The sequence below is a fragment of the Lentzea sp. NPDC051208 genome, from assembly GCF_040682435.1.
Classification (GTDB): domain Bacteria; phylum Actinomycetota; class Actinomycetes; order Mycobacteriales; family Pseudonocardiaceae; genus Lentzea; species Lentzea kristufekii.
In genome coordinates this window covers 500,003-524,641 of the sequence record NZ_JBFBAW010000001.1, presented here as the reverse complement: position 1 = coordinate 524,641, position 24,639 = coordinate 500,003, and the positions used below count along the sequence as shown (strand labels likewise).

The 24,639-nt window shown below is 70.0% G+C and carries 20 protein-coding genes; 6 read left to right on the top strand and 14 right to left on the bottom strand.

Annotated features, from left to right (window positions below; genetic code table 11):
• Nucleotides 1-57: 57 nt before the first annotated feature.
• Nucleotides 58-2,634 carry a glycoside hydrolase family 9 protein gene (locus AB0M48_RS02225; protein ID WP_363835460.1) on the bottom strand — a complete coding sequence of 859 codons (2,577 nt, stop codon included), beginning with the start codon at nucleotides 2,632-2,634 and terminating at the stop codon, nucleotides 58-60.
• 442 nt (nucleotides 2,635-3,076) lie between these two features.
• Nucleotides 3,077-3,676: a TetR/AcrR family transcriptional regulator gene (locus AB0M48_RS02220; RefSeq protein WP_363835459.1), complete on the bottom strand. Its 600-nt coding sequence runs from the start codon at nucleotides 3,674-3,676 to the stop codon at nucleotides 3,077-3,079.
• Nucleotides 3,677-3,764: 88 nt separating this feature from the next.
• Between AB0M48_RS02220 and AB0M48_RS02215 the strand changes: the two genes are divergently transcribed.
• Entirely contained in the window at nucleotides 3,765-4,322 is a 558-nt protein-coding gene (locus tag AB0M48_RS02215) for an NADPH-dependent FMN reductase (RefSeq protein ID WP_363835458.1), read from the top strand.
• A gap of 107 nt (nucleotides 4,323-4,429) precedes the next feature.
• A complete protein-coding gene (locus AB0M48_RS02210; protein ID WP_363835894.1) occupies nucleotides 4,430-4,651 on the top strand; it encodes a beta-galactosidase in 222 nt (73 codons plus the stop codon).
• Nucleotides 4,652-4,736: 85 nt separating this feature from the next.
• Here AB0M48_RS02210 and AB0M48_RS02205 read toward each other — a convergent pair whose 3' ends face one another.
• The 8 genes from AB0M48_RS02205 to AB0M48_RS02170 all read right to left on the bottom strand — a co-directional run bounded on the left by AB0M48_RS02205 (nucleotide 4,737) and on the right by AB0M48_RS02170 (nucleotide 15,415).
• Nucleotides 4,737-5,042 carry a hypothetical protein gene (locus AB0M48_RS02205; RefSeq protein WP_319985737.1) on the bottom strand — a complete coding sequence of 102 codons (306 nt, stop codon included), beginning with the start codon at nucleotides 5,040-5,042 and terminating at the stop codon, nucleotides 4,737-4,739.
• A 147-nt stretch (nucleotides 5,043-5,189) separates the two neighbouring features.
• Nucleotides 5,190-6,209, bottom strand: coding sequence for a LacI family DNA-binding transcriptional regulator (locus tag AB0M48_RS02200; RefSeq protein WP_363835457.1), 1,020 nt, complete (start codon nucleotides 6,207-6,209; stop codon nucleotides 5,190-5,192).
• Nucleotides 6,206-7,582 carry a GH1 family beta-glucosidase gene (locus AB0M48_RS02195; RefSeq protein ID WP_363835456.1) on the bottom strand — a complete coding sequence of 459 codons (1,377 nt, stop codon included), beginning with the start codon at nucleotides 7,580-7,582 and terminating at the stop codon, nucleotides 6,206-6,208. The genes AB0M48_RS02200 and AB0M48_RS02195 overlap by 4 nt, the downstream gene beginning before the upstream one ends.
• A 2-nt stretch (nucleotides 7,583-7,584) precedes the next feature.
• Nucleotides 7,585-8,397, bottom strand: a complete 813-nt coding sequence (locus AB0M48_RS02190; RefSeq protein ID WP_363835455.1) for a carbohydrate ABC transporter permease — start codon at nucleotides 8,395-8,397, stop codon at nucleotides 7,585-7,587.
• Complete coding sequence (locus tag AB0M48_RS02185) at nucleotides 8,397-9,398, bottom strand: sugar ABC transporter permease (protein WP_363835454.1); 1,002 nt, start codon at nucleotides 9,396-9,398, stop codon at nucleotides 8,397-8,399. The genes AB0M48_RS02190 and AB0M48_RS02185 overlap by 1 nt, the downstream gene beginning before the upstream one ends.
• Nucleotides 9,356-10,597 carry an ABC transporter substrate-binding protein gene (locus AB0M48_RS02180; RefSeq protein WP_363835893.1) on the bottom strand — a complete coding sequence of 414 codons (1,242 nt, stop codon included), beginning with the start codon at nucleotides 10,595-10,597 and terminating at the stop codon, nucleotides 9,356-9,358. The genes AB0M48_RS02185 and AB0M48_RS02180 overlap by 43 nt, the downstream gene beginning before the upstream one ends.
• A gap of 1,011 nt (nucleotides 10,598-11,608) precedes the next feature.
• Nucleotides 11,609-12,640, bottom strand: coding sequence for a LacI family DNA-binding transcriptional regulator (locus AB0M48_RS02175; protein ID WP_363835453.1), 1,032 nt, complete (start codon nucleotides 12,638-12,640; stop codon nucleotides 11,609-11,611).
• A 126-nt stretch (nucleotides 12,641-12,766) separates the two neighbouring features.
• A complete protein-coding gene (locus tag AB0M48_RS02170) occupies nucleotides 12,767-15,415 on the bottom strand; it encodes a glycoside hydrolase family 9 protein (RefSeq protein WP_363835452.1) in 2,649 nt (882 codons plus the stop codon).
• Between the two features lie 191 nt (nucleotides 15,416-15,606).
• Here AB0M48_RS02170 and AB0M48_RS02165 point away from each other — a divergent pair, with 191 nt between their 5' ends.
• Entirely contained in the window at nucleotides 15,607-17,664 is a 2,058-nt protein-coding gene (locus AB0M48_RS02165) for a cellulase family glycosylhydrolase (RefSeq protein WP_363835451.1), read from the top strand.
• Here AB0M48_RS02165 and AB0M48_RS02160 read toward each other — a convergent pair.
• Nucleotides 17,648-18,610 carry an alpha/beta hydrolase gene (locus tag AB0M48_RS02160; protein ID WP_363835450.1) on the bottom strand — a complete coding sequence of 321 codons (963 nt, stop codon included), beginning with the start codon at nucleotides 18,608-18,610 and terminating at the stop codon, nucleotides 17,648-17,650. The genes AB0M48_RS02165 and AB0M48_RS02160 overlap by 17 nt on opposite strands.
• Before the next feature lie 98 nt (nucleotides 18,611-18,708).
• Here AB0M48_RS02160 and AB0M48_RS02155 point away from each other — a divergent pair, with 98 nt between their 5' ends.
• Nucleotides 18,709-19,701 (top strand): helix-turn-helix domain-containing protein, encoded by a 993-nt coding sequence (locus AB0M48_RS02155; RefSeq protein ID WP_363835449.1) that lies wholly within the window; start codon nucleotides 18,709-18,711, stop codon nucleotides 19,699-19,701.
• A gap of 10 nt (nucleotides 19,702-19,711) precedes the next feature.
• Nucleotides 19,712-20,503, top strand: a complete 792-nt coding sequence (locus tag AB0M48_RS02150) for a GNAT family N-acetyltransferase (RefSeq protein ID WP_363835448.1) — start codon at nucleotides 19,712-19,714, stop codon at nucleotides 20,501-20,503.
• On the opposite strand, the gene AB0M48_RS02145 is transcribed toward AB0M48_RS02150, so the two are convergent.
• Entirely contained in the window at nucleotides 20,500-21,171 is a 672-nt protein-coding gene (locus AB0M48_RS02145; protein ID WP_363835447.1) for a TetR family transcriptional regulator, read from the bottom strand. The genes AB0M48_RS02150 and AB0M48_RS02145 overlap by 4 nt on opposite strands.
• Nucleotides 21,172-21,229: 58 nt before the next feature.
• Here AB0M48_RS02145 and AB0M48_RS02140 point away from each other — a divergent pair, with 58 nt between their 5' ends.
• Entirely contained in the window at nucleotides 21,230-22,600 is a 1,371-nt protein-coding gene (locus tag AB0M48_RS02140) for an MFS transporter (RefSeq protein WP_363835446.1), read from the top strand.
• On the opposite strand, the gene AB0M48_RS02135 is transcribed toward AB0M48_RS02140, so the two are convergent.
• Together AB0M48_RS02135 and AB0M48_RS02130 are read right to left on the bottom strand one after the other, a co-directional pair.
• Nucleotides 22,593-23,540 carry an alpha/beta hydrolase gene (locus tag AB0M48_RS02135; RefSeq protein WP_363835445.1) on the bottom strand — a complete coding sequence of 316 codons (948 nt, stop codon included), beginning with the start codon at nucleotides 23,538-23,540 and terminating at the stop codon, nucleotides 22,593-22,595. The genes AB0M48_RS02140 and AB0M48_RS02135 overlap by 8 nt on opposite strands.
• A 113-nt stretch (nucleotides 23,541-23,653) precedes the next feature.
• Entirely contained in the window at nucleotides 23,654-24,505 is an 852-nt protein-coding gene (locus AB0M48_RS02130) for an NAD(+)/NADH kinase (RefSeq protein ID WP_363835444.1), read from the bottom strand.
• Nucleotides 24,506-24,639 lie beyond the last annotated feature (134 nt).

Sequence of the window (24,639 nt, the reverse complement as noted above, 5' to 3'; positions counted from 1 at the left end):
CAAACGCCAAGCGCCCGCTGCCACCGAAGTGACAGCGGGCGCATCCCTGGTGCGCGGTCAGGCGATCTTGCAGGCCTTCCCGTTGATCGTGAAGGCGGTCGGGTCGGTTCCGGTACCGGAGCCGTTGAATCCGATGTGGACGGACTTGCCCGGCTGCACCTGGCCGTTCCACGGCATGCTGGCCGCCGTCACGTCACGTCCGGTCTGGCTCCACGTCGCCGACCAGCCGGCGGTGACCTTCTGGGTGCCGGGGAACGCGAACTCGAGCTTCCACGACGTCCACGCGGTCGTGCCGGTGTTGGTGATCTTCACCTGCGCCGACAGGCCGTCGTTCCACCTGCCGGCGGTGAAGCCGACCTCGCAGTCCGACTTCGGCGTCGAGGTCCCGGACTTCTCCGCCGCCCAGCCCGAGACCCAGGCGAGCGCGGAGTTCCAGTTCACCGCCACCTCGTTGACCGAGTAGGCGCCGATGTCGTCCACCCAGCACTTCTGCTGCGGGCAGCCGGCGAGCAGGCGCTGCGCCACCGGGTCCTGCAGGGCGCTGTTCGGGCCGCCGGAGAGCGATCCGGGCGGCGCGATCGGCAGGGTCGGGTCGTTCTGGTTGGCCCAGAACCGGTGGTGCGCGTTGCGCATCGCCTGGTCGCCGTAGCCCGCCACGTACGAGGTGCTCAGCGGGTTGCGGCCGAGGACGTAGTGCAGCGCCTCGAACACGCCGTCGCGGTACTTGGCCGCACCGGTGAAGTCGTGGGCGAGAGCGAGCACCTGGGCGTTGTTCAGGACCGCGGAGTTCGAGCCCCAGACGTACCCGTCCGTGCTGTTGTCGTACGGCGCGGCGTAGCCCATCCCCGCCATGGCGGTCAGGTGCTGGTCCGCGACGGTGGCGAACGCGGACTTGATCGCCGTGACGTCCGCCGCCGGGAGGCCGTTGGGTGCGAGGGCGAGCGTGATGTCACCCAGCGGCGCCGTGCCGCCCCAGTAGAAGCCGGCCCTGGTCAGGCCTGCCGCCTTGTAGTGCGGCGAGGCGGTGACGTCGGTCCGGTAGGCGCTGTCACCCGTGGTCGCGTACAGCTCGGAGGCGGCCCAGTAGAACTCGTCGCTGACGGTGCTGTCGCTGTAGGCGCCACCGCCGGTGCCGTCGTTCGGGTCGGCGAGCTTGGCCGGGTTGGCCTTGGCCGCGGCGTAGGCCTTGCGGGCGGCCGTGAGCAGCGTCGCCGAGTACGTGGCGTCGATGCCCTTCCACAGCCGGGACGCCTGCGCGGCGACCGCGGCCAGGTTCAGCGTCGCGGCGGTGCTGGTCGCGGACAGCCGGCGCGGCTGGTCGTCCAGTTCGGGCCTGGTCGGCAGGGCCGTCCAGTTCGCGTCGTGGATCTTGTGGTGCGCCATGCCGTCCGGTGCCTGCATCTTCAGCAGGAAGTCGACCTCCCAGCGCGCCTCGTCGAGGAGGTCCGGCACGCCGTTGGTCTTCTCCGGGATGGCGAGCGTGCCGTCGCGGTACGCGGACGCGTCACCGACGCGGGTGGCCCGCTCGTAGGAGTTGAGCAGCTGCCAGGCCGCGATGCCGCCGTTGACCACGTACTTGCCGTGGTCGCCCGCGTCGTACCAGCCGCCGCGCACGTCGAGCGTGTAGCCGCAGGCCAGGTCCGCCCGGCACGGCACGTTGTCGTCACCCTGGTTGGGAGCGACGTTGACGTGACCGGCGGGGCGCGAGTACTCGTCCCCGACGTACTGCGCCTCGATCGGGGTTCCGCTGCGCTGGTGGTAGAAGAACGCGAGCGAGTCGTAGCGCAGCTTCTTGATCGGGTCCGCGGAGATGTCGAACGGGAAGCTGCTGTCCTCGCCGACGGACAGCGTGTAGCCGGTGCCGGCCGTGTCGAACGACGAGAAGTCGATCTGGTGCACCGAGTCGCCGGACGTGGCGTCCGCGCCCTTGGGCGTGCTCTGGCCGGTGGCCACCGTCGCGCCCGCGGAGTTCTTGAGCGTCCACGTCTGCGGCGTCGTCGCCGTGGAGACGAGGGTCGCCCGCTTGGGCAGGCCCGGCACGTACCCGACCAGGTCGACCTGGACCTTCCTGGTGGGGTTGGGGTTGACGCCACCGGGCGGCTTCACGCCACCGATCACGGAGACGTTGTCCACGCAGATCGTGTTGTCGGCGGGCTGGCCGCCCAGCTGGAACGCGACCTGTCCGTTGCCCGCGTCCGGGAAGTCCAATGTGGACGTGAAGGTGAACGTGAAGCGCTGCTTCTCGGGGGAGAGCGTGAACTGCTGGCTCGCGATCCCGCGGTACGGGCTCACGCTCTCACCCGCGGCGGCCGTGATCGGCTGCGCCGTCGTGGCGCGGGCGTCGAACGAGAAGGTGTAGGACTGGCCGGTCTCGAACGGGACGCCGTTCTGGCCGATCAGGGCGTCCCACGGGTTCGTGGTGCCGCCGGTGACCGCCGCGCACAACTCGCCGCCGGTGACCCGGTTGGTCACTCCGGCGCCGGCCCACCAGGGATCGGCGGCGCCGCTGTCGAACGTGCCGTTGAGCACGCGTTCGTAGTCTGCCGCCGCAGCGGCGCCCGCGGCCTGGAGTGAGCTCGCCGTCAGCACCGCGAGCAGGGTCGCGGCGAGGAGACGTGGGGGTTGCGATCTCATGCTGTGAGGTTCTCCGTCCTCGTCGACGGGCGCTCTGGGAGCGCTCCCAGGGGGACCGTAGGCCGAGTCCGGTGACGGCTACAAGCCCCTGTTCGGTCACCGGCGTCCTTTCGACGGTCGATTCGACTCGAAGCACGGGCGCGACCGCTGTAACTCCACTGTGGACAGACAGGCGATCCGCTACGTCCCGGCGTTGAGAACGGAGCCACCGTCGCCGCGCGACTTCGTGGAGTCGTCAGACGAGTGGTGCGCGCTGGAGAGCCAGGTGATCAACATCGCTCGCTGCACGGGCCGCGGTGACCGCGCCCTGTGCGCCGCCTCGAACGCGGGCCACCGCCGGGTTTTCGAACGGATCGCCGCACGCGACCCCGCCGGTGCCGTGTTCACGCCGTATCACCGAGGCCCGGCTGGTCCGCCGCAGCGATGTGGGGGACCCAGCCGGTCAGGCCAGGAGCCGGTCGACCAGGTCGTGCCAGGCGGCCTCCACCCGTTCCAGCGGCATGCCGCGGCCGCGGACGAGGTGGTCGGTCAGCACGACGTCCACCGACACCAGCAGGGTGTGGGCGAGCAGTTCGGCGTCGGCACCGGGCAGGAGCGCCCGCACCAGCACGGCCACGTGCCGGTGGCGCAACTGCCGGGCCGGGACCGCGAACCGGCGGCCCGGTGACGGTTCGGCCGCCAGGTAGAGCTCGAGGTCGGCGTGCTCGTGGCGGAGCAAGGCCGGGCCGAACGCCCTGAGTCTCGTGGCCGGGTCGGCCTCGGGCCCGAGCGGTGGCGGTCCGCTGAGGAACGCCTCCTGGAACTGGCTCTCCGAACGGTCCAGCAGGGCCCGGATCAGGCCGTTGCGGTCACCGAAGCGCCGCGACACCGTGCCCTTGCCGACCCCGGCCTCCGCGGCGACCGCCTCCATCGTGATCGCCGCCGCGCCCCGCCGTGCCGCCAGCCGGGCGGCGGCCTCGAGCAGCAACGCCCGGTTGCGCACCGCGTCCGCGCGCAGCTGCGGCTCCGCGCGGGCGAGGTGCAGGGATGTGCTGTCGATCACCTCGGTAGCCTATCCGGAAGATAACCGGGCCGCGTCCCGTTTAGCGTGGAGAGTCGTCCGACCACACACCGAACCTGGGAGTCACGCCATGGCCGTCCGCATCCTCACGCTCGTCGGCAGCCTCCGTTCGGGATCGCACAACCGCAGGCTCGCGGAGGCGGCGGTCCAGATCGCGCCCGAGCACGTCGAGGTCGGCGTGTTCGAGGGCCTGGACACCGTGCCGTTCTACAACGAGGACATCGACGCCGAGGGCAGCGTGCCCGCCTCCGCCACCCGGCTGCGGGAGGCCGCCGCCGGCGCGGACGCCCTGCTCCTGGTGTCGCCCGAGTACAACGGCACCATCCCCGCCGTGCTGAAGAACGCCATCGACTGGCTGTCCCGTCCCTACGGCGCCGGCGCCCTGTCCGGCAAGCCGGTCGCCGTCGTGGGCACCGCGTTCGGCCAGTACGGCGGCGTGTGGGCGCAGGACGAGGCCCGCAAGGCGGTCAAGATCGCCGGCGGCGTGGTCGCCGAGGACCTGACCCTCTCGATCCCCTCGTCGGTGGTGCGCTTCGCCGATCTGCACCCGGTCGACGACCCCGAGGTCACCGAGAAGCTGTCCGGTGTGGTCGAAGGCCTCGCCGCCCGCGCCGCCGCCACCGTCTGAGCCCGGGGTCCACGTTCGACGGTCGATTCGAGTCGGACGTGGCCCGAAAGGCCCAGTGCCCCAACGGAAACGCCGACTCCTGTCGGCTCGGAACCGGCTTGGACCTGATGGCCCAGGCCGGTTTCGCCGTCATCAGGGTCGGCGAGTCGGTGTGGTCGACGTGGGAGCCGGAGAACGGCCGGTTCGAGCTCGACTGGCTGCGGCCGGTGCTCGACGGCGCACACGAACGCGGGATCTCCGTCGTGCGCGGCACGCCGACGTACGCGGTGCCGCCGTGGCTCGCCCCGCAACACCCGGAGATCGCTGCCTGCGGCCGGCGTGTCGGCTGAGGAGCCCGCCAGGAGGCCGGCTTCACCTACCGCGCCTTCCGCTTCCACGCCGAGCGCGTCACGCGCAGGGTCCGGCCGGCGTCCTTCAGCGCATCGTGACGGCGCGCCAGTGCGCCGAGTCGTCCTGGGTGCCGGGGCGGTTCTCCTGGTACCAGTCCATGATCCGCCGCCGCCCGGCGTCCGTGATGTGGTAGCCGAGGTGGTCGCCGACCGGCGCCCAGATCAGTTCGCTCTTCAGGGCGTGCTCGATGGCGTCGCGCCGGCACATGCTCTGCAGCAACCACGGCCACACCATTCCCTGCGCGGTCATCCACAGCACGCGCAGCACCGCCGTGTCCGGCAGTTCCGGACCCTCGTCCGGTGACTCGTCGAAGAATCGGCCCGCCTGCATCCGCAACCCCCGCTCTCTCTCCCACTCGCATGTCGTAATACGGCCTGGTCCTGGCTGTGGTTCAGGCCCGGGAGGAATTACTTCCGCGTCGAATGGTTCGAGTCGATTCGACGCGGGGGCGATCGAACCGTTGGCGGGCAAGCACGATCACGCGCTCGATCGGCGCACCAGTGACGTGGGCAGCAGCATGGAGTGCGGCAGCTTCTCCTCGCCGGCCAGCTCGGCGAGCAGCCGCCAGGTCAGGGTCCGGCCGAACCCCTCCACGTCCTGTCGCACAGTGGTGAGCGGCGGTACGGCCGTCGACGCGAGCACGGAGTCGTCGAACCCCACCACCGCCACGTCGTCGGGGATCCGGTAGCCGCGCGCCTGGAGCACCCGCAACGCGCCCAGCGCCATGATGTCCGCCGCCACGAAGACCGCGTCGAGATCGGGTGCCCTGCGCAGCAGCTCCTCCATCGCGAGCGCACCGCTGTCGGGTGTGAAGTCGCTGTGCACCACGAGTTCCACGCCCATGCCGTGTTCCGCCAGCCCGCACCGCCAGCCGCTCAGGCGGTCCATGCCGACCGCCATGTCGACCGGCCCGGCGATCGTGGCGATCTTCTCGCGGCCCAGGGAGATGAGGAAGCGGACGGCGCCGAGGGCGCCGTTGAAGTTGTCGGCGTCGACGAACGGGACGGAGCCGCCCGCGAGCGGGCGGCCCCCCACCACGATGGGCAGTCCTGTTTCGTACAACGTTCTCGGCAACGGGTCCTCGCCGTGCAGGCTCACGACGAGGGCACCGTCTACGTGCCCGCCGGTGAGGTACGCGATCTGGTCCTCACCGTCGAGCGGCTGGTTCATCATCAGCAGGAGCTGGACGTGCCGTCCCGCGAGCTCCGCGTGCACCCCGCGCAGCACGCCGGCGAAGAACGGGTCCGCGAGGACCCGGCTGCCCTGCTCGGAGATCACCAGCGCGATCGCGTTCGCCTTGCTGCCCGCGAGGGTGCGCGCGGCGTGGTTCGGGCTGTACCCGAGCAGCGCGATCGCGCGGTGCACCGACTGGCGGGACCGCTCGCTCACGTACTTCTCGCCGTTGATCACCCTGGAGACGGTCGACTTCGACACCCCGGCCACGCGCGCGACCTCCTCGATGCGCGGGCCGGGGCGCCGACTCCTGCTTTCCGTCATGAGACGGCGACCAGCGCGTTGTCGCGCGCGACCCTGCTGTACCACCTCGCACTCATCTTCGGCGTGCGGATCTGCGTGTCGTAGTCGACGTGGACGATGCCGAACCGCTTCGCGTACCCCTCGGCCCACTCGAAGTTGTCCAGCAGCGACCAGCAGAAGTAACCGCGCAGGTCGACGCCCGCCTCGATCGCCGCGTGGGCGGCGCGCAGGTGGGACGCGATGAAACCGGTGCGGTCCACGTCGTCGATCGCACCGTTGCCGGAGAAGTCGTCGCGGAACGCGGCGCCGTTCTCCGTGATGTACAGCGGAAGCCGCGGGTAGTCCTGGTGCACCCGCATCAGCACCGTGGTGAGCCCGTCCGGCCTGACCTCCCAGCCCATGTCGGTCATGGGGGCGTCCCGGGGCGGGAACGACGCGTGCTGCACGCCGACCCACGGCGACGGACCAGCCTCACCGTTGGGCGACGAGCTGACGTAGTGCTCGGTGTAGTAGTTCACGCCGAGCATGTCCATCGGCCCCGAGATGACACCGAGGTCGCCGTCCTTGATGTGCTCGCTGAACCCGAACGGCTCGAGGTCCTCGAGGATGTCGGCCGGGTACTCCCCGCGCAGCAACGGGTCCAGGAAGATCCGCTGCTGCAGCCCGTCGAGCCTGCGCGCGACGTCGAGGTCCGCCGGGTTGCCGGGGTCCACGGGGATGATCGGGTACATGTTGAGCGTGATGCCCACCTTGGCATCCGGCTGGGCCGCGCGGATGGTGTCGGACGCGAGCCCGTGCGCGAGCAACAGGTGGTGCACGGCGGCGACGGCCGCCGCCGGCTCGGTGCGGCCGGGGGCGTGGATTCCGCCCGCGTAGCCGAGGAACGCGGAGCACCACGGCTCGTTCATCGTCGTCCAGGTGCCGACCCGGTCGCCGAGCGCCTCGACGGTGGCGGCCGCGTAGTCGGCGAACCGGAACGCGGTGTCGCGGTTCGCCCAGCCGCCCACCTCCTCCAGCTTCTGCGGCAGGTCCCAGTGGTACAGCGTCGGCCACGGCACGATGTCGTGCGCCAGCAACGAGTCGATCAACCGCTGGTAGAAGTCGAGCCCAGCCTGGTTGACCTTCCCGCCGTCCGGGCGCACGCGCGGCCAGGCGATCGAGAACCGGTAGGCCTTGATTCCCAGGTCCGCCATCATGGCGACGTCCTGCTCGAAGCGCCGGTAGTGGTCGGCGGCGGGTTCACCGCAGTCGCCGCCCACCACCTTGCCGGGCTGACGGCAGAACTCGTCCCAGATGGAGTCTGTGCGGCCGTCCACGTCGGTCGCACCTTCCACCTGGAACGCGGCGGTCGCGGCTCCCCACAGAAAACCCTGCGGGAAAACAATGTTCTCCATTTTCACCCCTTGACGGCGCCCTGCATCACACCGGCGACGATCTGCCGCCCGAGCACGAGGAAGACGATGAGCACCGGAACCGTCGCGAGCGTGGTTCCGGCGAGTACGAGCGAGTAGTCGACGTAGTAACCGCTTTGCAGCTTCTCCAGCGCGACCTGCAGCGTCGGGTTGTCGGCGTTGAGCACGACCAACGGCCACAGGAAGTCGTTCCAGGACTGCATGAACGTGAACACGCCCAGCATCGCGGCGGCCGGCCTGGCGGCGGGCAGTGCGACGTGCCAGAACGCGCGCCACAGGCTGCAGCCGTCCATCCGCGCGGCCTCGACGAGTTCGTCGGGGATGGCGTCGAGCAGGTACTGCCGCATCCAGAACACGCCGAACGCGGTGACGAGGTTCGGCACGATCACGGCTTCCAGCCTGCCGGCCCAGCCGAACTCGGCCATCGCCATGTACAGCGGGATGATCCCGAGCTGGGTCGGCACCGCCAGCGTCGCCACCACGAACAGGAACAGCACGCCCCTGCCGCGGAAGCGCAGCTTGGCGAACGCGAACCCGGCCAGCGTCGAGAGCAGCACCACCGAGAACGTCACGGTGCCGGACACGAGGAAGCTGTTGCCCAGGGCCTTCCAGAACGGCACGGTGTCGAACACCCGTGCCGCGTTGGCGAAGAAGTTCCCGCCGGGAATCAGCGTGAAGTCGCCGGTCAGCACCGAGTTGTCGCGGCTCGCGACCAGGAACGACCAGTAGAACGGGAAAGCGGAACCGAGCACGAACGCGCCGAGGATTCCGTAGATCGCGAAGGAAGGTCGTCTCATCATCGCACGGCCCTCCTGGTGAGGAAGAAGTTGAGGGCGGCGACAATGATCACGATCATGAACAGCACCCACGCGATCGCGGAGGCGTAGCCGAGGTCGAGACCCTGGAACGCCGACTGGTACAGGTAGAGCACGACGGTCTGGTACTGGTGCTCCGTGCCGCCGCCGCTGCCGCCGGACGGCTCGAACAGCTTCGGCTCGGTGAAGATCTGCAGGCCGCCGATGGTCGAGGTGACGACCACGAAGATCAGCGTCGGCTTCAGCATCGGGAGCGTGATGCTGAAGAACTGCCGCAGCGCGCTCGCGCCGTCCACCAGCGCCGCCTCGTAGACGTCACGGGGGATCGCCTGCATCGCGGCGAGGATGATCAGGGCGTTGTAGCCGGTCCACCGCCAGTTGACCATCGACGCGATGGCGACGTGGCTGCCGAACGTGCTGGCCTGCCAGTCGATCGGGTCGATGCCGACGAGCCCGAGCACGTCGTTCACCAGGCCGTACTGCGGGCCGAACAGGTTGCCGAAGATGATCGTCAACGCCACGAGGCTCGCCACGTAGGGCAGCAGCACGCCCATGCGCCACCCGGTGCGGGCCCGCAGGTTCGCGTTCAGCAGCGCCGCGATCAGCACCGCGACGACGATCTGCGGCGCGCTCGAGAGCAGGAAGATGCTGAAGGTGTTGAAGAGCGCGTTCCAGAACTGGTCGTCCTCGAACAGCGTCCGGTAGTTCTCCAGACCGATGAACAGCGGCTCGTCGGCGCCGACCTCCCAGTCGAACAGGGAGACGTAGGCCGTGTAGAGCAGCGGGAACAACCCGATCGCCCCGAAGAGCACGAAGAACGGTGCGACGAACAGGTACGGCGACACCTTGGTGTCCAGATTGGACAGCCGGTACCGCCGCGGAGGCCGCGGGCGAGTCTCCTGAACTCGCCCGCGGTCAACCTTGGAGAGAGTGGCGGTCACTACTTGGCCGCCTTCTTCGCGCCTTCGACGGCGGTCGTCCATGCCTCGTCAGCGTTCTTGCCCTGCTCGACCGACTGCAGTGCCGGGCTGAAGACCGTCTCCTGGATCTGGCCGTCGGCCGGACCCTTGTACTGCGCGGCCTTGATCTTCTTGGCCTGCGTGGCGAACAGCTCGCCGGCCTTGACGCCGCCGAAGTAGGCGTTGGTCTGCTCCAGCAGCTCAGGCGCCTCGAGGGCCTTGTTCTGGCTGGGGAAGGTGCCCTTCGCCTTGAACGCCTTGATCTGCTGCTCCGGCGCGGTCAGCCAGGCGGCGAGCTCGGCGGCCTTCTTCGCGTTCTTGCTCTGCTTCGGCACGCTCAGGTACGAGCCACCCCAGTTGCCGCCACCGTTCGGGAACGCGTCGGTGACCGCCCACTTGTCCTTGTTCTCGGGGCCCGCCTGCGTCTCGACCACGCCGAGCATCCACGACGGGCAGGTCTTCGTGGCGAACTTGCCGAGCTTGAAGCCGGTGTTCCACTCGTTGCTGAACGCACCGAGGCGAGCCGACTGTCCCTTGGCGACGGCACCGGTCACCGCGGTCCAGTTGGACTTGATGTCGGCGTTGGTGTCGACGACCAGCTTGTCGGACTTGTCGTAGTAGCCCGTCTCGAGCTGGTTGTGCATCGCGTTGTAGACCTGCGCGGCGCTGTCGAACCACGCGACGCCCGGGACCTTGGCGACGAACTGGTCGCCGGCGGCGAAGTAGCTGTCCCACGTGGCGAACAGGGCCTTGACGCCCTCGGGGTCGGACGGCAGACCGGCCTGCGCGAACAGGTCCTTGCGGTAGCACATGGCCAGCGGACCGATGTCGGTGCCGTAGCCGATGAGCTTGCCGTCCTTGGTGGTCATCGCCTGGGTCTTCCAGTCCAGCCAGCGCCCGTCCTCGATCTTCGGGCCGATCTCCTTGAGATCGTTGAACTGGGAGGCCTTCGACATCACCTGGCTGAGGTAGCCCTCCTCGACGCCCTCGATGTCCGCGAGGCCGGAACCCGCACCCAGCTTGGTGAACAGGTTCTGGTGGTGGGGCTGACCCTGACCGGTCTTGCGCTGCGTGATCTTGACGTCCGGGTGAGCCGCCTCGTACTCCTTGAACAGCTCTTCATAACCGAACTCGTTGAACGTGGCGATCGTCAGCTCGGTCTTGCCATCCGCGGTCTGACTGGCCCCACCTGTCCCGCACGCTGTGGTGGCGGCGGCGGACACGGCGGCACAGATCAGCACGCTGATCCAACGGTGTCGCACGGGAGAACTCCTCTGGTCTCGGCGGCGGGTTCTGGGAGCGCTCCCAGACGTCGAGGAGTGTCGTCCCGGCTTCGAACGTGTGTCAAGACACACTTCGGCCCGTGCCAGGGACTTTCGCTGTCGCTCGACCGGGTGACCTCGTGGTTCATGGTTCAGGTCACAGTTTTGAAACCTGGGAGCGTTCCCGGAAATATGTCCGATGGGTTAACAGTCCGTGCTTCTCCCGGCACGCACCGCGTCGAGTCGGGAGGCGGCGGGTGGGGAGATTGTTGGGTGGGCGGGCGCGTCAGGTGAGGGGTGGCGTCGGTGGGAGACGGCGCCATTTGGAGGACTGCGTTGGGCGCGGAAGGGGTTGCGTGGGGCGGCTTTCGGGGGCAGCGACTGGGTTGGATGGAGTCGGGTGCGCACCGCGTTGCTGGGCCGTGGGCGGGCTGAGGCGGTGCGTTGGTGGGGCGGTGCGAGGCGGGTGCTGTGTCGGGTTGGGACGTCAGAGGTGCACCGCGTCAGGCAGGGCCACGCCGGGTGGAGGAGGCGGCGTCGATGGAGGCGGGGTCAGGAGGAGGCAGGGGCAGGAGGAGGCGGGGTCAGGTGCCGGCGGCCTTCGGCCGCGTGCATCGCCTCTGGCAGCCGCCGCCTCTGGCAGCCGCCTCTGGCAGCCGCCGCCCTCGACGAAGCCTGTGTTCAGTGGCCTGCGCTCTGCTGGCATCGAGTCCTAATGGCACCGCGTCCTGGGGTGGCGCCGCGCTCTGCTGGCACCGTGTCGTGCATGCACTGCCGCCCTGCTGGCGCCACGTCCTAATGGCGCCGCGCCCCTGGGGTGGCGCCGCGCTCTGCTGGCACCGTGTCGTGCACGCCCCGCTGTCCAGCAGGCACCGCGCCCTGCTGGCGTCGCGCCCCAGCGGACACCGCCGCCCAGCAGACACCGCCGCCCAGCGGACACCCAGCCCAGCCCAGCTCAGGCCACGCGCGGCATCAGGCGCTCGCGCGGAGCACCAGAGACGTCGGCAGCAGCAGCGAGGGCGGAAGACCGGCGTCGCCCGCCAGCTCGCCCAGCAGCCGCCACGTCATCGTGCGGCCGAGCTGCTCGACGTCCTGGCGGACGGTGGTGAGCGGCGGGGTCGCGGTCGACGCGAGCAGTGAGTCGTCGAACCCGACGACCGCCACGTCCTCGGGCACGCGCCTGCCGCGGGCGTGCAGCACCTTCAGCACGCCCAGGGCGATGATGTCGGCGGCGACGAAGACGGCGTCGATCCCGGGGGCGCGGTCGAGCAGTTCCGACATGGCGATGGCGCCGCTCTCGGGTGTGAAGTCGGCTTCCGCCACGAGGTCCGCGGAGAGCTTCGCCTCGCCGAGGCCTCGTCGCCAGCCGCTGAGCCGGTCGAGGCCCGCCGCCATGTCGCGCGGGCCCGCCACGGTCGCGATCCGGGTGCGTCCCAGTGAGACCAGGTGCCGCACGGCGTCGAGGCCGCCGGTGAAGTTGTCCGAGTCGACGAACGGGACCGAGCCCGCCGCGAGGGGGCGGCCGCCTGCCACCACCGGCAGGCCGAACTCCTGGAGCCGGAGCGGCAGCGGGTCGTCGCCGTGCAGGCTCACCAGCAGCGCGCCGTCGACGTGGCCGCTCGCCAGGTAGGCGAGGAGGTCGTCGTGGTCCTCCGGCCGGCTCAGCATGAGCAGCAGCTGGATGCGCCGCCCGGTGAGCTCCGCGTGCACGCCGCGCAGCACCCCTGCGAAGAACGGGTCGCCGAGCACCCTGCTGCCCTGTTCGGAGACGATCAGCGCGATGGCGTTCGCCCTGTTGCCCGCGAGGGAGCGGGCCGCCTGGTTCGGGCTGTACTTGAGGTCGGTGATCGCCGTGTGCACGGCGTCGCGGGCCTTGGCGCTCACGTACTGCTCGCCGTTGATCACCCTGGAGACCGTCGACTTGGACACGCCGGCCAGCCGGGCGACCTCTTCGATCCGCGGGCCGGGCCTTCGCTGCCGGTCGATCTCCGTCATGACGCTCATCGTAGGAGCCCGCGACGGTGATCCGGTGTGACGAAACGCTCGTGTGTCGGGTTCGTGAGAGCGCGACCGCGAGTGGGAACGGGACGGGACGCCTGTGCCGTGCAGAACGTCCCGTCCCGAAGTTCGTCAGGGCTCGACGCCCCACGTGAGGGAACCGGCCGTGTGGGCGGTGACCCTGTCGAAGTCGGTGAGTGCGTTGCTGACGCGGTAGCTGTGGTCGTTGGTCTGGTCGAAAGAGGACCAATCGGACTTCGCTACGCGCACCTGGATGTCGCCTGTGCTCGCTCCGACCGCGAGGCTGCCGGAGCTGAAGGAGACCTCGACGTACGCATCGGCGCCCGTGCGCGCGGTGGGCAGCTTGACCACCCGTGCCTGGACGGTGGCGCATCCGATCTGCGCCCAGTCGCACCACACCTGGTAGGTCGCAGACGGCGCGTCGCCGGTGAACCAGTACCTGATCGTCGTGGTGGTGAGGCTGACCGGCGCCGTGCCGCGGTTCGTCAGCTGGAGCGTGGCACCTATCTGGTTCGTCGTGGCCGCGCCGGATCCCTTGTGCTGCACCGTGAGAGTGGAGGCGACGCCGGGGAGGGTGCGCGTGGCGACCGGAGCACTGGCCGCGGACACGTTGCCCGCCGCGTCCCGGGCGCGCACCGAGAACGAGTACGGCGTGTCCGGCGTGAGGCCGGTGACCCGCACACTGGTCGTGGTCGCCGATGCCGTGACGGTAGTGCCGCTGAGCACGTCGTACCCGGTCACCCCGACGTTGTCGGCCGAGGCCGTCCAGGTCAGCGTGACGCTCGTCGGACCGGCGTCGGAGGCGGTCAGTCCACTCGGGACCGAAGGTGGTTCGCTGTCCTCCACGGCGCCGCCGGGCTCGTTGCCCCACACCGTCTTGCCGTCCTGGCGCAGCGTGATCCGGTCGGTCTGGGCGACGGTGTTGCCGCTGCCGAGGCCGGTGTGGGACCAGTCGTTGGCCGGGTCCCACGTGCCCGCGCTGGTGATGCGGAACTGGACCTCCTTGCGGAACGCGGACTGCCCGGCCGGAGCCACACCGGTGCACGGGATCTCCACGTAGTACACGGCGCCGCTGTGCTGCACCGGCGCGCCGGGTGTGCCGCACTGGTTGTAGTTCGTGGTGACCGTGATCTGGCCGGGTGTGGTGGCGCCGTCGAGCGTGAAGTAGTAGCGCAGCGTGCCGTTGAACGTCCGTGCCGGCCACGCGCTCTTGTTGAGCACGAACGCCTTGATCTCGGTGAACTGGGCGGCGCTCTGGTTCACCGACGCCTGCACGGTCAGCTCGGGGCCGTCCGGGGTCTCGGCGGTCGGGAAGGAGGCGAGCGGAGTGCCGCCGAACTCCCCGTACAGGCGGGCGAGCGCACCGGTGAAGCCCGCGTTGTAGTCGAGCGCGACCTCGTTCATCACGTAGTCGCTGCGGCTGTCGGTGTAGGCGTCGTTGTTGGTGCTGGGACCACCGACCAGCGCGCCGTAGAGCACGTGCCGGCTGACAGCGGGCTCCTGGATGCTGTCGGCCCACGAACCGTGCGCGCCCCGGTGGTGGGGGTTGCGCGGCGGGTTGGTGCCGAACCCGACGACGTAACTCGCGTTGCGCGGGTTGTCGCCGAGGGCGTAGTTGATCTGCCGAACGCCGAAGTCGTGGTAGGTCCTGGCGCGTGCGCTGTCGCGTGTGGACAGCCAGTCCGAGTAGGTCAGCGCCGCGAACGCGGTGTTGGCGGCGTACCGCAGCGAACCCCAGCTGTCGAGCACCGCCTGGCCACCGGGGGAGTAGCGCACCCGGTTGCCGTTGTAGCCGGTGGTCCAGAAGTCGAGCCAGCGGTTGGCGTCGTTGACGTAGGTCTGCTCGCCGGTCAGCTTCGCCATCAGGACGTAGGCCCCGTAGGACTTGTCGTCCCAGGCGATGGTCCACTTGTAGGAGCGTTCCGTGCTCTGCGGCTCGGTGCCGAGCTTCTGGTACTCCGTCTTCGCCTTGGTCAGGTAGCTCGCGTCACCGGTGGCGCGGTGCAGCCAGATGGCGCCCCAGACGAGCTCGTCCTGGTAGCCGCTCCAGGAGTTGTAGAAGCTCGCGGCGTCCGTGATGCACGAGCTGTACTTGCCGCGGTAGGTGTCCGCGAACGTGTAGAGCTGCTTGGCGTGCGTGAGGAGAGTGGTCGCGTAGGTCGGGTCGGTGTCCTTGAAGACCATCGACGCCGACGCCATCGCGGCCGCGTACTCGCCGGCGAGGTCGGAGCCGGGGCACGAACTGTCCACTTTGTACGAAGGACGGGCCATCGGCATGACCTCCGCCGAACCCCACCACGCGTGGTCGGGGTTGCCCGCGCCGACCTGCCCGTAGACGACGTTCGGGGACGGGTGCGCCTTGATGATCCAGTCCGTGCCGTGCCGCAGGTTCGCCATGAGGTGCGGGAGCTGACCGGAGCTCACGTAGGCGGCCCGGTTCTCGACGGCACCCCAGGCGAGCATCGACACGCTGAACGCGAAGGGCAGCCCGAACTTCACGTGGTCGCCCGCGTCGTAGAAGCCGCCGGACAGGTCGAGGCCGACGTCGGCGCCGTCGCGCAGTGCCGAGTCCCCGCGCCAGCTCACCCGGTTGTTCGCGGGCAGCTTGCCCGAGCGCTGGGCGTCGTAGAACCAGACCGACTTCTGCAGCGCCTCCCCGTAGTTGAACGCCGGTGCGGCCGCCGAAGGGGACACCAGCGGACCGGCCACCACCGCGAGCACCGCGACGAGGACGGCTGTGACAGCTCTGCGTCCGTGCACGTCAGCCTCCGAAGTCGGGAGTTCGGACGAATCTGGGAGCGCTCCCAGGTTCGGGACTGTAACGGTCACGAAAGCAGTGCGACAGAGGCGTTTCCGCGTTCGACTCGATTCGACGGCTCGTCTGTCCGCCTCGATCGCGGCTCACTACAGTCCGGCCACCTGGGAACGCTCCCAGAATCGGGAGGTGTGTCATGACCGGAAGGCGCGGCTTCGCGCTCATGGCGGCTTTCGTCTCGGTGGCCGCGAGCATCGGCCTGGCGGTCGCGGCCCCGGCCGCGGCGGCGCCGGGCTGCAAGGTGGACTACGCGGTACCGAGTCAGTGGAACGGCGGGTTCACCGCCAACGTCTCCGTGACGAACCTCGGTGAGCGCGTCGACGGCTGGCGCCTGACCTGGACGTGGCCGTCCGGCCAGCGGGTGACCCAGGCGTGGAACGCCACCGTCACGTCGTCCGGCGCCGACGCCACCGCCGTCAACGCCGGCTACAACGCGGTGATCGAACCGAACGCCTCGGTGTCCTTCGGCTTCAACGGCAGCTGGTCCGGCACCAACACGGCACCGCAGTCGTTCTCCCTCAACGGGGTCACGTGCACCGGCGACACGGGCACACCGCCGACCACCACGACGACGACGACCACCACGACCACCACCGGGAACCCGGTGCCGGGTGACGCGATGGCGCAGGTGGCGGCGATGCAGCCGGGGTGGAACCTCGGCAACACGCTGGACGCCACCGGCAGCGACGAGACGTCCTGGGGCAACCCGCGCGTCACTGAGGCCCTGCTGGACAACGTGAAGGCGCAGGGCTTCAAGAGCATCCGCATCCCCGTCACGTGGGGCCAGCACCAGAGCCAGGACCACGTGATCGAGGCGGCGTACCTGAACCGCGTCAAGGAGGTCGTCGGCTGGGCACTGGCGGACGGCTTCCACGTGATGATCAACATTCACCACGACTCGTGGCAGTGGATCGCGGCCATGCCGTCCGACCGCACCGGCGTGCTCGCCCGCTACAACGCGATCTGGACGCAGCTGGCGACGGCTTTCCGCGACTCGCCGGGCAAGCTCGTGTTCGAGAGCGTGAACGAGCCGCAGTTCACCGGCAGCTCGGGTGACGCCCAGAACGCACAGCTGCTGCACGAGCTGAACGCCTCCTTCCGCGACATCGTGCGGCGCTCGGGCGGCAACAACGCGAACCGCCTCCTGGTGCTGCCCACCCTGCACACGTCGTCGGACCAGGCACGCCTCGACGAGCTGGCCACCTCCATCCGCGGGTTCGGCGACCCGAACCTGGCCGCGACCGTGCACTACTACGGCTACTGGCCGTTCAGCGTGAACGTGGCCGGTGGGACGCGGTACGACGCGACCGCGCAGAAGGACCTGACCGACTCGTTCGACCGCGTGCACAACACCTTCGTCGCGCGCGGCGTCCCGGTGGTGCTGGGTGAGTACGGACTGCTCGGGTTCGACCGCCACACCGGCACGATCGAACAGGGCGAGAAGCTGAAGTTCTTCGAGCACTTCGGCTACTACGCCCGCACCAAGAAGATCACCACGATGCTGTGGGACAACGGCCAGCACCTCGGCCGCACGTCCTTCCAGTGGAGCGACCCCGAACTGATCGCGCAGATCAAGTCGAGCTGGACCACCCGCTCCGGCACGGCGTCGTCCGACCAGGTGTTCAGCGCCCGGTCGAGCGCCGTCACCGCCAAGACGATCACGTTGAACACCAACGGGACCACGTTCACCGGCCTGCGCCAGGGCACGACCGAACTGGTGCGCGGCACCGACTACACGATCTCGGGAGACCAGCTCACCCTGACCGCCGCGGCGATGACCAGGCTGAGCGGATCACGTGCCTACGGCACGAACGCCGTGCTGACGGCCCACTTCTCCGCAGGTGTGCCGTGGCGGGTCAACCTGATCACCCACGACACACCCGTGCTGTCCGCCGCGACCGGCACCACCGGTTCGTTCGCGATCCCGACCACCTTCCGCGGCGACCTGCTCGCCACCATGGAGGCGAAGTACGCCGACGGGTCGAACGCCGGCCCGCACAACTGGACGTCCTTCAAGGAGTTCGACCGGACGTTCGCGCCGAACTACACGACCGGCGTGACGACGCTGACCCCGGAGTTCTTCGCCGAGGTCAACGACAACGCGCGGGTGACGCTGACGTTCCACTACTGGAGTGGCGCCACCGTCACCTACTACGTGACCAAGTCCGGCAGCACGGTCACCGGGAGTCTGTGACCTTCAGGCCCCGGCGCAACGCGTCCACCTCGTCGGCGAACATCCGGCGTGAGACCTCCGCGCTCTCGACGAGCGAGGAACCGTGGAACGTGCCGGGGTACAGGCGCAGCTCGGTCGGTACACCCGCGTGCGCGAGCCGTCGCGCGTACTCGACGCCTTCGTCGCGCAGCGGGTCGTACTGACAGGTCGTGACGAACGCGGGCGGGAGCCCGGAAAGGTCGGTGGCACGGGACGGGGCGGCGTACGGCGAGACGTCGTCGCCGCCCGGTTCCGCGCCCAGGTAGGCGGTCCAGCTGTAGAGCGCGTTGGGGCGGTTCCACAGCGGGGTGTCGATGTAGTCCCGCATCGAGTCCGTGTCGAGCCGGTCGTCGAGCTCGGGGATGCCGAGGAACTGGAAGGCGAGCTCGGGGCCGCCGCGATCGCGCGCCATCAGCACGGTTCCGGCGGTGAGCCCGCCACCCGCGCTCTCGCCGCCGATGCCGAGCCGTGCGGGGTCGATGCCGAGTTCGCCGGCCTTGGCCGCCGTCCACGTGAGGGCCGCGTAGCAGTCCTCGACCGGTGCCGGGAACGGGTGCTCGGGAGCGAGCCGGTAGTCGACGGACACGACCACGACGTCCAGCTGGTCCACGAGCTTCAGCACGTGCGCCTCGAACATCTCGACGCTGCCGAGGACGAACCCACCGCCGTGGATGTAGACCAGGCCGGGGACGGGGTTCTCGCGACCGGCGCGGCCGTAGACGCGCACCCGCACGTCCGGGGCGCCGGAAGGACCGGGAACCGTCTCGTCGCGGACGTCGATCGGGTTGGCCGGCTCGTACACGGGGATGAGGTTCGCCAGCTCCGACTGCTGGGTGCGGGCGGCGACCAGTGCCTCGTAGTCGGTCATGACCACCTGCGGCAGCATGTCGAGCCAGGGCAGCAGTTCGGGATCCACGTCGTAGCTCATGGGATCAATCCTCGGCTCGGAACGGCGGTGCGGGCAGCCGACACGTGGCGGGCGATTCGGGCACTCGGCCAGCCACCTGTCGGGGCTATGGTGACGGCATGAAGGGCCTGCTGCTGAGGTTGTCCGGGCTGGACGCCGACGCCGAGAGCGCGGTGAGGGTGATCGGGTTCTTCGATCGCCTGATCACCGAACGCGCGGGCCTGGACGCGTTGGTGCGCAGCACGTCCGAACTCGCCGGGTGCCCGGTCGGCCTGCACGCGCCCGGCCAGGGCCTCCAGCTGCGCGCCGACGCCGGGGGCGCGGTCACGGCGGGCCCGGTGCCCGTGAAGGCGTCGGTCCGTGCGCTCGAAGGCGGTGTGGAGGTCTGGGTCGCCCGGCAGGGCGCGCCCGCGCCGCTGGACGACATGCTGCTGGAACGGTTCGCGATCGCCGCCGCCGTGCTGCTCGAACACTCCAGCGTGCCCCTGCCGGAACTGGGTGATCCCGCGCTGATCGAGCTCGTCCTGTCCGACGGCGTCGGCACGGCGGAACGATCTCGCGCGCTGCACCTGCTCGGCATCGCCGCCACGGCGCCGTTGCGCGTGCTGGCGGCCATCGGGGAGGTGCCCGGACGGTCGGTGCTGCTGGGGGCCGTGCGTGCGGTGCTGACCACCGAGGTCCCGGAGATCACCGGACGTCTCGGGGTAGGCCCGTCGCTGCCCGCGATCGACGCGGCCAAGTCCTGGCAGGCCGCGCGGACGGCGTTGCGGTACACATCGGACAGTGAGCCGGTGGTCTGGTGGGAAAGGCTTGGCGGCCTGGCACTTCTGGCCGAGCAGGTCGCCCTCGCGGACATCGAGGCGTTGCCCGACGTGCGCGCGCTCGACCGGCTCGCCGCGGAGCCGGGCATGATCCCGATGCTGGACGCGTTGTGCGCCACGGCTTCGGTGCGCAAGGCCGCGGCGGCGTTGCACCGGCACCACAGCACGATGACCGCACGGCTCGCCCGCGTCGAGTCGGTGCTCGGGTTCGAGCTCGACTCGGCGGCCGGCCGGTTCCGGCTGCACCTGGCGTTGATGTTGCGGCGACTGCGGGAGAACGCCGCAGACTAGGCTTGAGAGCATGATCGAGTCGACCGAAGCGCTGGAGTCCGTGGAGCAGCTCACCGTCGGGTGGCGCGCCATGGTGCTGGACCAGAACCCGGACGCGGACGTGCGTGATCTGCCCGGCATCGCCGTGCGATGGGCGGACTGCCTGTTCCCGTTCTGGAACTGCGTGACGCTCACCGAGTCCGGCATCGGCGCCGACCTGCTCGCGCAGCGCTTCGCCGAAGCCGCGGACGTCATGCGAACGAAGCAGAAGTCCGGTTTCCTGTGGGTGTTCGAGGGCCTGGCGGAGGGTGCCGACCTCGACGCGCTGGCCGACCGTGCCGGGTTGGAGTTCGCGTTTCCCGGCACCGGGATGGCGGGCGACCTGCTGCCGATCCCCGAGCCTTCGCACGCGGAGCTGACGTTCGAGCGGGTCACGACCGACGCACAGCTGCTGGTGTACGCGGACATCAACTCCCGTGCCTACGGGTTCGACCTGGAGGCCGGACGTGACGGCATCGCGGGTTCGGCGCTGTGGAAGAGCGGGGTGCACGCGTACCTGGGCCTCAGGGACGGCGTGCCGGTGACGTGCGCGGGTGCGGTCGAGACGGCCGGGCGGCTCTTCGTGGTGCTGGTCGCGACCGAGCCCGGAGCGGAGCGGCGGGGCTACGGCGAGGCGGTGACGCGCAAGGCGTTGTACGAGGCGTGGCGGGCGACCGGGATCACCCGCGCCACGCTGCACGCCACGGCCGCCGGAGCACCGGTCTACCCGCGGATCGGGTTCGAGCCGAACTCGCCGATCAGGTTCTACGCGCTGAAGGCCTAACGGCTGACGGGAGCGCGCCACAGCCCGACGAGGGCGTCGACCAGTCCGGCCGCGGCGTCGGGCCAGTTCGCCCGCGGGGTCGGGGTGCCGTCGGCGAGCGCGCGCTCGCGTTCGGCGATCATGTGCACCAGCAGCTGGCGCGCCATGTCGTGGCGTTCGGCGCGCACGTCGTCCGGCAGGTCGGCGAGGCAGGCGTTCAGGCCCGCCAGGATGCGCACCTGGGACGGCGAAGAGCGCGTCTCCTCCACGATGATCGGCCGCAGCGTCGGGTCGGTCATGACCTGCGCGCCGAACCGGGCGAACCAGGTGGGACTGCCGACCGCTTCCAGGTGCACGGTGACCGGGCGCACGAGGCAGTCGAGCCAGTCGCGCAGGCCGGGGGAGTCGCCGAGGCCGGAGACCATCCGCTGCCTGATCTCCTCGATGTGCGCCAGGTGCTTGCGCGCGATGGCCCGCACGAGGTCGGCCTTGGTGCCGAAGTGGTAGCCGACGGCGGTGTTGTTGCCCTGGCCGGCCGCCTCGCTGACCTGGCGGTTCGAGACCGCGACCACGCCGTGCTCGGCGAACAGCCGCTCGGCCGCCGTGAGGATCAGCTCGCGGGTGGCGTGCGCGCGTTCCGTCTTGGACTGGCTGTCCACCTTGTTCATGGTCACCTCCGCTTCGGACATCCGGGACATCCTCGCACCACCCGATGTTAAGTCAAGTGACTGACTTAGACTCGGTGACGTGCTCCGCGAAGAAACGGCCCCGGTGACCCGTCCGAACGTCGTCGTGGCAGTCCTGGCACTGGGCGGCATCACGGTGTCGCTGATGCAGACGCTGGTCATCCCGCTCCTGCCGAGGTTCCCCGCACTGCTGAACTCCTCACCCGGCGACACCACCTGGGTGATCACGTCGACCCTGCTGGCCGGCGCGGTCGCGACGCCGGTCATCGGCCGGCTCGGCGACATGTACGGCAAGCGCCGCATGCTGCTGGTCAGCCTGCTCATGCTGATCGCGGGCTCGGTGATCGCCGCGCTGAGCTACTCGCTGGTGCCGCTGGTCATCGGCCGCGTGGTGCAGGGGCTCGCGGTCGGCGTCATCCCGCTCGGCATCAGCATCATGCGCGACGAGCTGCCGCTGGAACGGCTGGCCGGGGCGACGGCGCTGATGAGCGCCTCGCTGGGCGTCGGCGGAGCGCTCGGCCTGCCCGCGGCGGCGTTCCTGGTGGAGCAGAGCGACTGGCACATGCTGTTCTGGACGTCGGCCGCGGCCGGTGTGCTCGTGCTGATCGCGGTCCTGGTCGTCGTGCCGGAGTCGCCGGTCCGAGGTGGCGGACGGTTCGACGTCCTCGGCGCCCTGGGGCTGTCGGTCGCGCTGGTCTGCCTGCTGCTCGGCGTGTCGAAGGCGTCCACCTGGAGCGGTGCCACCACCACGGCCCTGTTCGTCGCCGCGGCCGTCGTGCTCGGGCTGTGGGGCTGGTGGGAGCTGCGGTCGCCGCAGCCGCTGGTCGATCTGCGCACCACGGCCCGGCGTCAGGTGCTGCTGACCAACATCGCCTCGGCGGTGTTCGCGTTCGCCATGTTCGCGCAGTCGCTGGTGCTGCCCCAGATCCTGCAGCTGCCGACCTCGACGGGCCACGGGCTCGGGCAGTCGTTGCTCGTCACGGGCCTGGTGCTGGTGCCGTCCGGACTGGTGATGATGGCGACGGCGCCGGTGTGCGCGAAGATCTCGAACGCTCGGGGCCCTCGCGTCACGTTGGTCCTCGGCGCGCTCGTGGTCGCTCTTGGTTACGGCACAGGGGTTTTCATGCTGACCGCGGTGTGGCAGCTCGTCGTGATCTCGGCCGTGATCGGCGCGGGCATCGGCCTGGGTTACGGCGCGATGCCCGCCCTGATCATGGGTGCCGTGCCGACGTCGGAGACGGCCGCGGCCAACAGCCTCAACACGCTGATGCGCGCGATCGGCACGTCGGTGTCGAGCGCGGTGGCGGGCGTCGTGCTCACGCAGGTGGGCGTGCCGTTCAGCTTCCAGCTGATCATGGGGCTGGGCGCCGCGACCGCGCTGCTGGCAGTCGTGATCGCGGCGTTCATCCCCTCGGCACGTCCGGTCAGCTGAAGAACCGCGTGATCTCGCGGGCGACGACGTCCGGCTGCTCCTCGGCGAGCCAGTGGCCGGACCCGTCGACGCGCACGACCTCGAACTGGTTCGCGACGTTCGGCAGCGCGCCCAGGAACTGGTCGTAGGACGAGATCGAGGCCAGGCCCAGCACCGGCGGCGTCAGCTTGGCGTAGGTCTTGCCGTCCGCGATGTCCTGGTGGAACGCCTGGTACCAGCCGTTGCTCGCGCGGATGGCGTCCGGCGAGTTGTAGTTCTGCGCGTAGATCCGCCGCGACCGCTCGTCGATGGCGGACGGCGTGAACGCGGTGTTGGCGAACAGCCAGTCGATCAGGTAGCGGAACCGGCCGGCCAGCAGCTGCTCCGGCAGGCCCATGACCTGGTTGAACGCGAACCACCAGATGCTGAATCCGCCCGGCGGGGGCAGCAGCGGGATCTGGTAGAAGCTCTCGTCGGGGTGCAGCACGTCCATGAACGCGACCTTCTTCGTCGCGGCGGGGAAGTTGGCCGCGAAGGAGAACGCGACCATGCTGCCCAGGTCGTGCCCGACGACGTTGACCTGGTCGTACCCGAGCTTCTTGACGAGCTCGTGGATGTCGGTCGCCATCGTCTTCTTGTCGAACCCGCCCTGCGGCTTGTCCGACCCGCCCTGGCCGCGCATGTCCACCGCGATGACCCGGAACTTCGTCGCGAGCGCGGGCATGATCTTGTTGTACAACCACCAGGTCTGCGGCCACCCCGGCAGCAGGAGCAGCGGTTCGCCCCGCCCGCCGGTCACGTAGTGCAGGCGTACCCCGTTCACCTCGGCGTAGTTGTGCTTGAAGCCGGGGAGGTTCGGCTCCGGTGCCGTCCTCCCGGTGTCGGCAGCGGCGGCCCCCGTGCCCGCCGCGAGCGCGGCGCCCGCACCCAGCGCGAACACCCTGCGCCTGTTCAGCTCCATGTCCCTTGCCCCCATCCGTTGCTCGGCGCGGACATCCGAACAAGCGGCGCTCGAGCACGGGTGGAGATCAGGGAACGAGGTGGTGGGCGACCGCCGGCCAGACGCCGCCGGCCTCACCCGAGTTCGGCCGAGTCGGTGAGCCCCAGCTTGCGCCGGGCCCGCTGGTAGAACGTCGTCATCCCGAGCCGCACCACCCGCGCGGCACCGGCACGGCCGCGCAACGACACCCGCTGGCCGGGTTCGACGTACCCGGCGACCATACCGTCCACCTCCACGGCCAGGCGGCCGCTGGAGGGCAGCAGGTCGAGGTCGACCTCGTCGTTCACCGACAGCACCACGCCCCGGCTGTAGGCGGAGTGCGGGGCGGCCGGGGTGACGAGCAGCGCCTCGACGGACGGGCTGGTGATCGGGCCGCCCGCCGAGAAGCTGTAGGCGGTGGAGCCGGTCGGGGTGGCCACGATGACGGCGTCGGCGGCGTAGCTGACGAACGGCTGGCCGGCCACCCGGACGGCGACGCGGGCGCTGCCCTCGCCGGGGATGCGGACCACGGCGACGTCGTTGAACGCGGTGACCTCCTGGTCGTTGAAGCGCGCGTCGACGGCGATGCGGGGTTCGACGGTGAACTCGTGGGCGTCGATGGCGCTCAGGGCGGCGGGCAGGTCCGGGACGTCGACCTCGGCCAGGAAGCCGAGTTTGCCCAGGTTGACGCCGAGGACCGGGGCCCGTTCGCCGTCGGCCATGCGCATGGCGCGCAGCATCGTGCCGTCACCGCCGAGGCTCACCAGCAGGTCGGCCCGGCGGCCCAGTTCGTCCGCGGTGACCGGGGTGGCCTCGCAGCGCAGGCGCTGGATCTCGTCCGAGATGCCGAGGATCTCGACACCGCGCTTGGCCGCCCAGCCGAGGATCGCCTCGACGGCGGCGGCGGAGTCTCGTCGGGGGTGCAGCACCAGGCCGGCGGCGTGCACGTCAGATCGTCCTCTGTCGGGTCACGACACCAGTCTGCCGAAATCCCGCGCGCCGTGCGTCCCTCGGCCGAACGGCTGATGTCCACGCCCCTGATTCGGTCGTCCGGCGGGCGGGCGTGGCCTGGAGGAGGAGT

Bases quoted from the DNA above. Each gene is read 5' to 3' on its own strand.
- AB0M48_RS02185 (WP_363835454.1), bottom strand. From the start codon at position 9,398: ATGGACGACCGCCGTCGAAGGCGCGAAGAAGGCGGCCAAGTAGTGACC.
- AB0M48_RS02200 (WP_363835457.1), bottom strand. From the start codon at position 6,209: ATGACGGAAAGCAGGAGTCGGCGCCCCGGCCCGCGCATCGAGGAGGTC.
- AB0M48_RS02150 (WP_363835448.1), top strand. From the start codon at position 19,712: ATGATCGAGTCGACCGAAGCGCTGGAGTCCGTGGAGCAGCTCACCGTC.
- AB0M48_RS02160 (WP_363835450.1), bottom strand. From the start codon at position 18,610: ATGAGCTACGACGTGGATCCCGAACTGCTGCCCTGGCTCGACATGCTG.
- AB0M48_RS02210 (WP_363835894.1), top strand. From the start codon at position 4,430: ATGGCCCAGGCCGGTTTCGCCGTCATCAGGGTCGGCGAGTCGGTGTGG.
- AB0M48_RS02225 (WP_363835460.1), bottom strand. From the start codon at position 2,634: ATGAGATCGCAACCCCCACGTCTCCTCGCCGCGACCCTGCTCGCGGTG.
- AB0M48_RS02155 (WP_363835449.1), top strand. From the start codon at position 18,709: ATGAAGGGCCTGCTGCTGAGGTTGTCCGGGCTGGACGCCGACGCCGAG.
- AB0M48_RS02165 (WP_363835451.1), top strand. From the start codon at position 15,607: ATGACCGGAAGGCGCGGCTTCGCGCTCATGGCGGCTTTCGTCTCGGTG.
- AB0M48_RS02215 (WP_363835458.1), top strand. From the start codon at position 3,765: ATGGCCGTCCGCATCCTCACGCTCGTCGGCAGCCTCCGTTCGGGATCG.
- AB0M48_RS02145 (WP_363835447.1), bottom strand. From the start codon at position 21,171: ATGTCCGAAGCGGAGGTGACCATGAACAAGGTGGACAGCCAGTCCAAG.
- AB0M48_RS02190 (WP_363835455.1), bottom strand. From the start codon at position 8,397: ATGAGACGACCTTCCTTCGCGATCTACGGAATCCTCGGCGCGTTCGTG.
- AB0M48_RS02135 (WP_363835445.1), bottom strand. From the start codon at position 23,540: ATGGAGCTGAACAGGCGCAGGGTGTTCGCGCTGGGTGCGGGCGCCGCG.
- AB0M48_RS02195 (WP_363835456.1), bottom strand. From the start codon at position 7,582: ATGGAGAACATTGTTTTCCCGCAGGGTTTTCTGTGGGGAGCCGCGACC.
- AB0M48_RS02175 (WP_363835453.1), bottom strand. From the start codon at position 12,640: ATGAGCGTCATGACGGAGATCGACCGGCAGCGAAGGCCCGGCCCGCGG.
- AB0M48_RS02205 (WP_319985737.1), bottom strand. From the start codon at position 5,042: ATGCAGGCGGGCCGATTCTTCGACGAGTCACCGGACGAGGGTCCGGAA.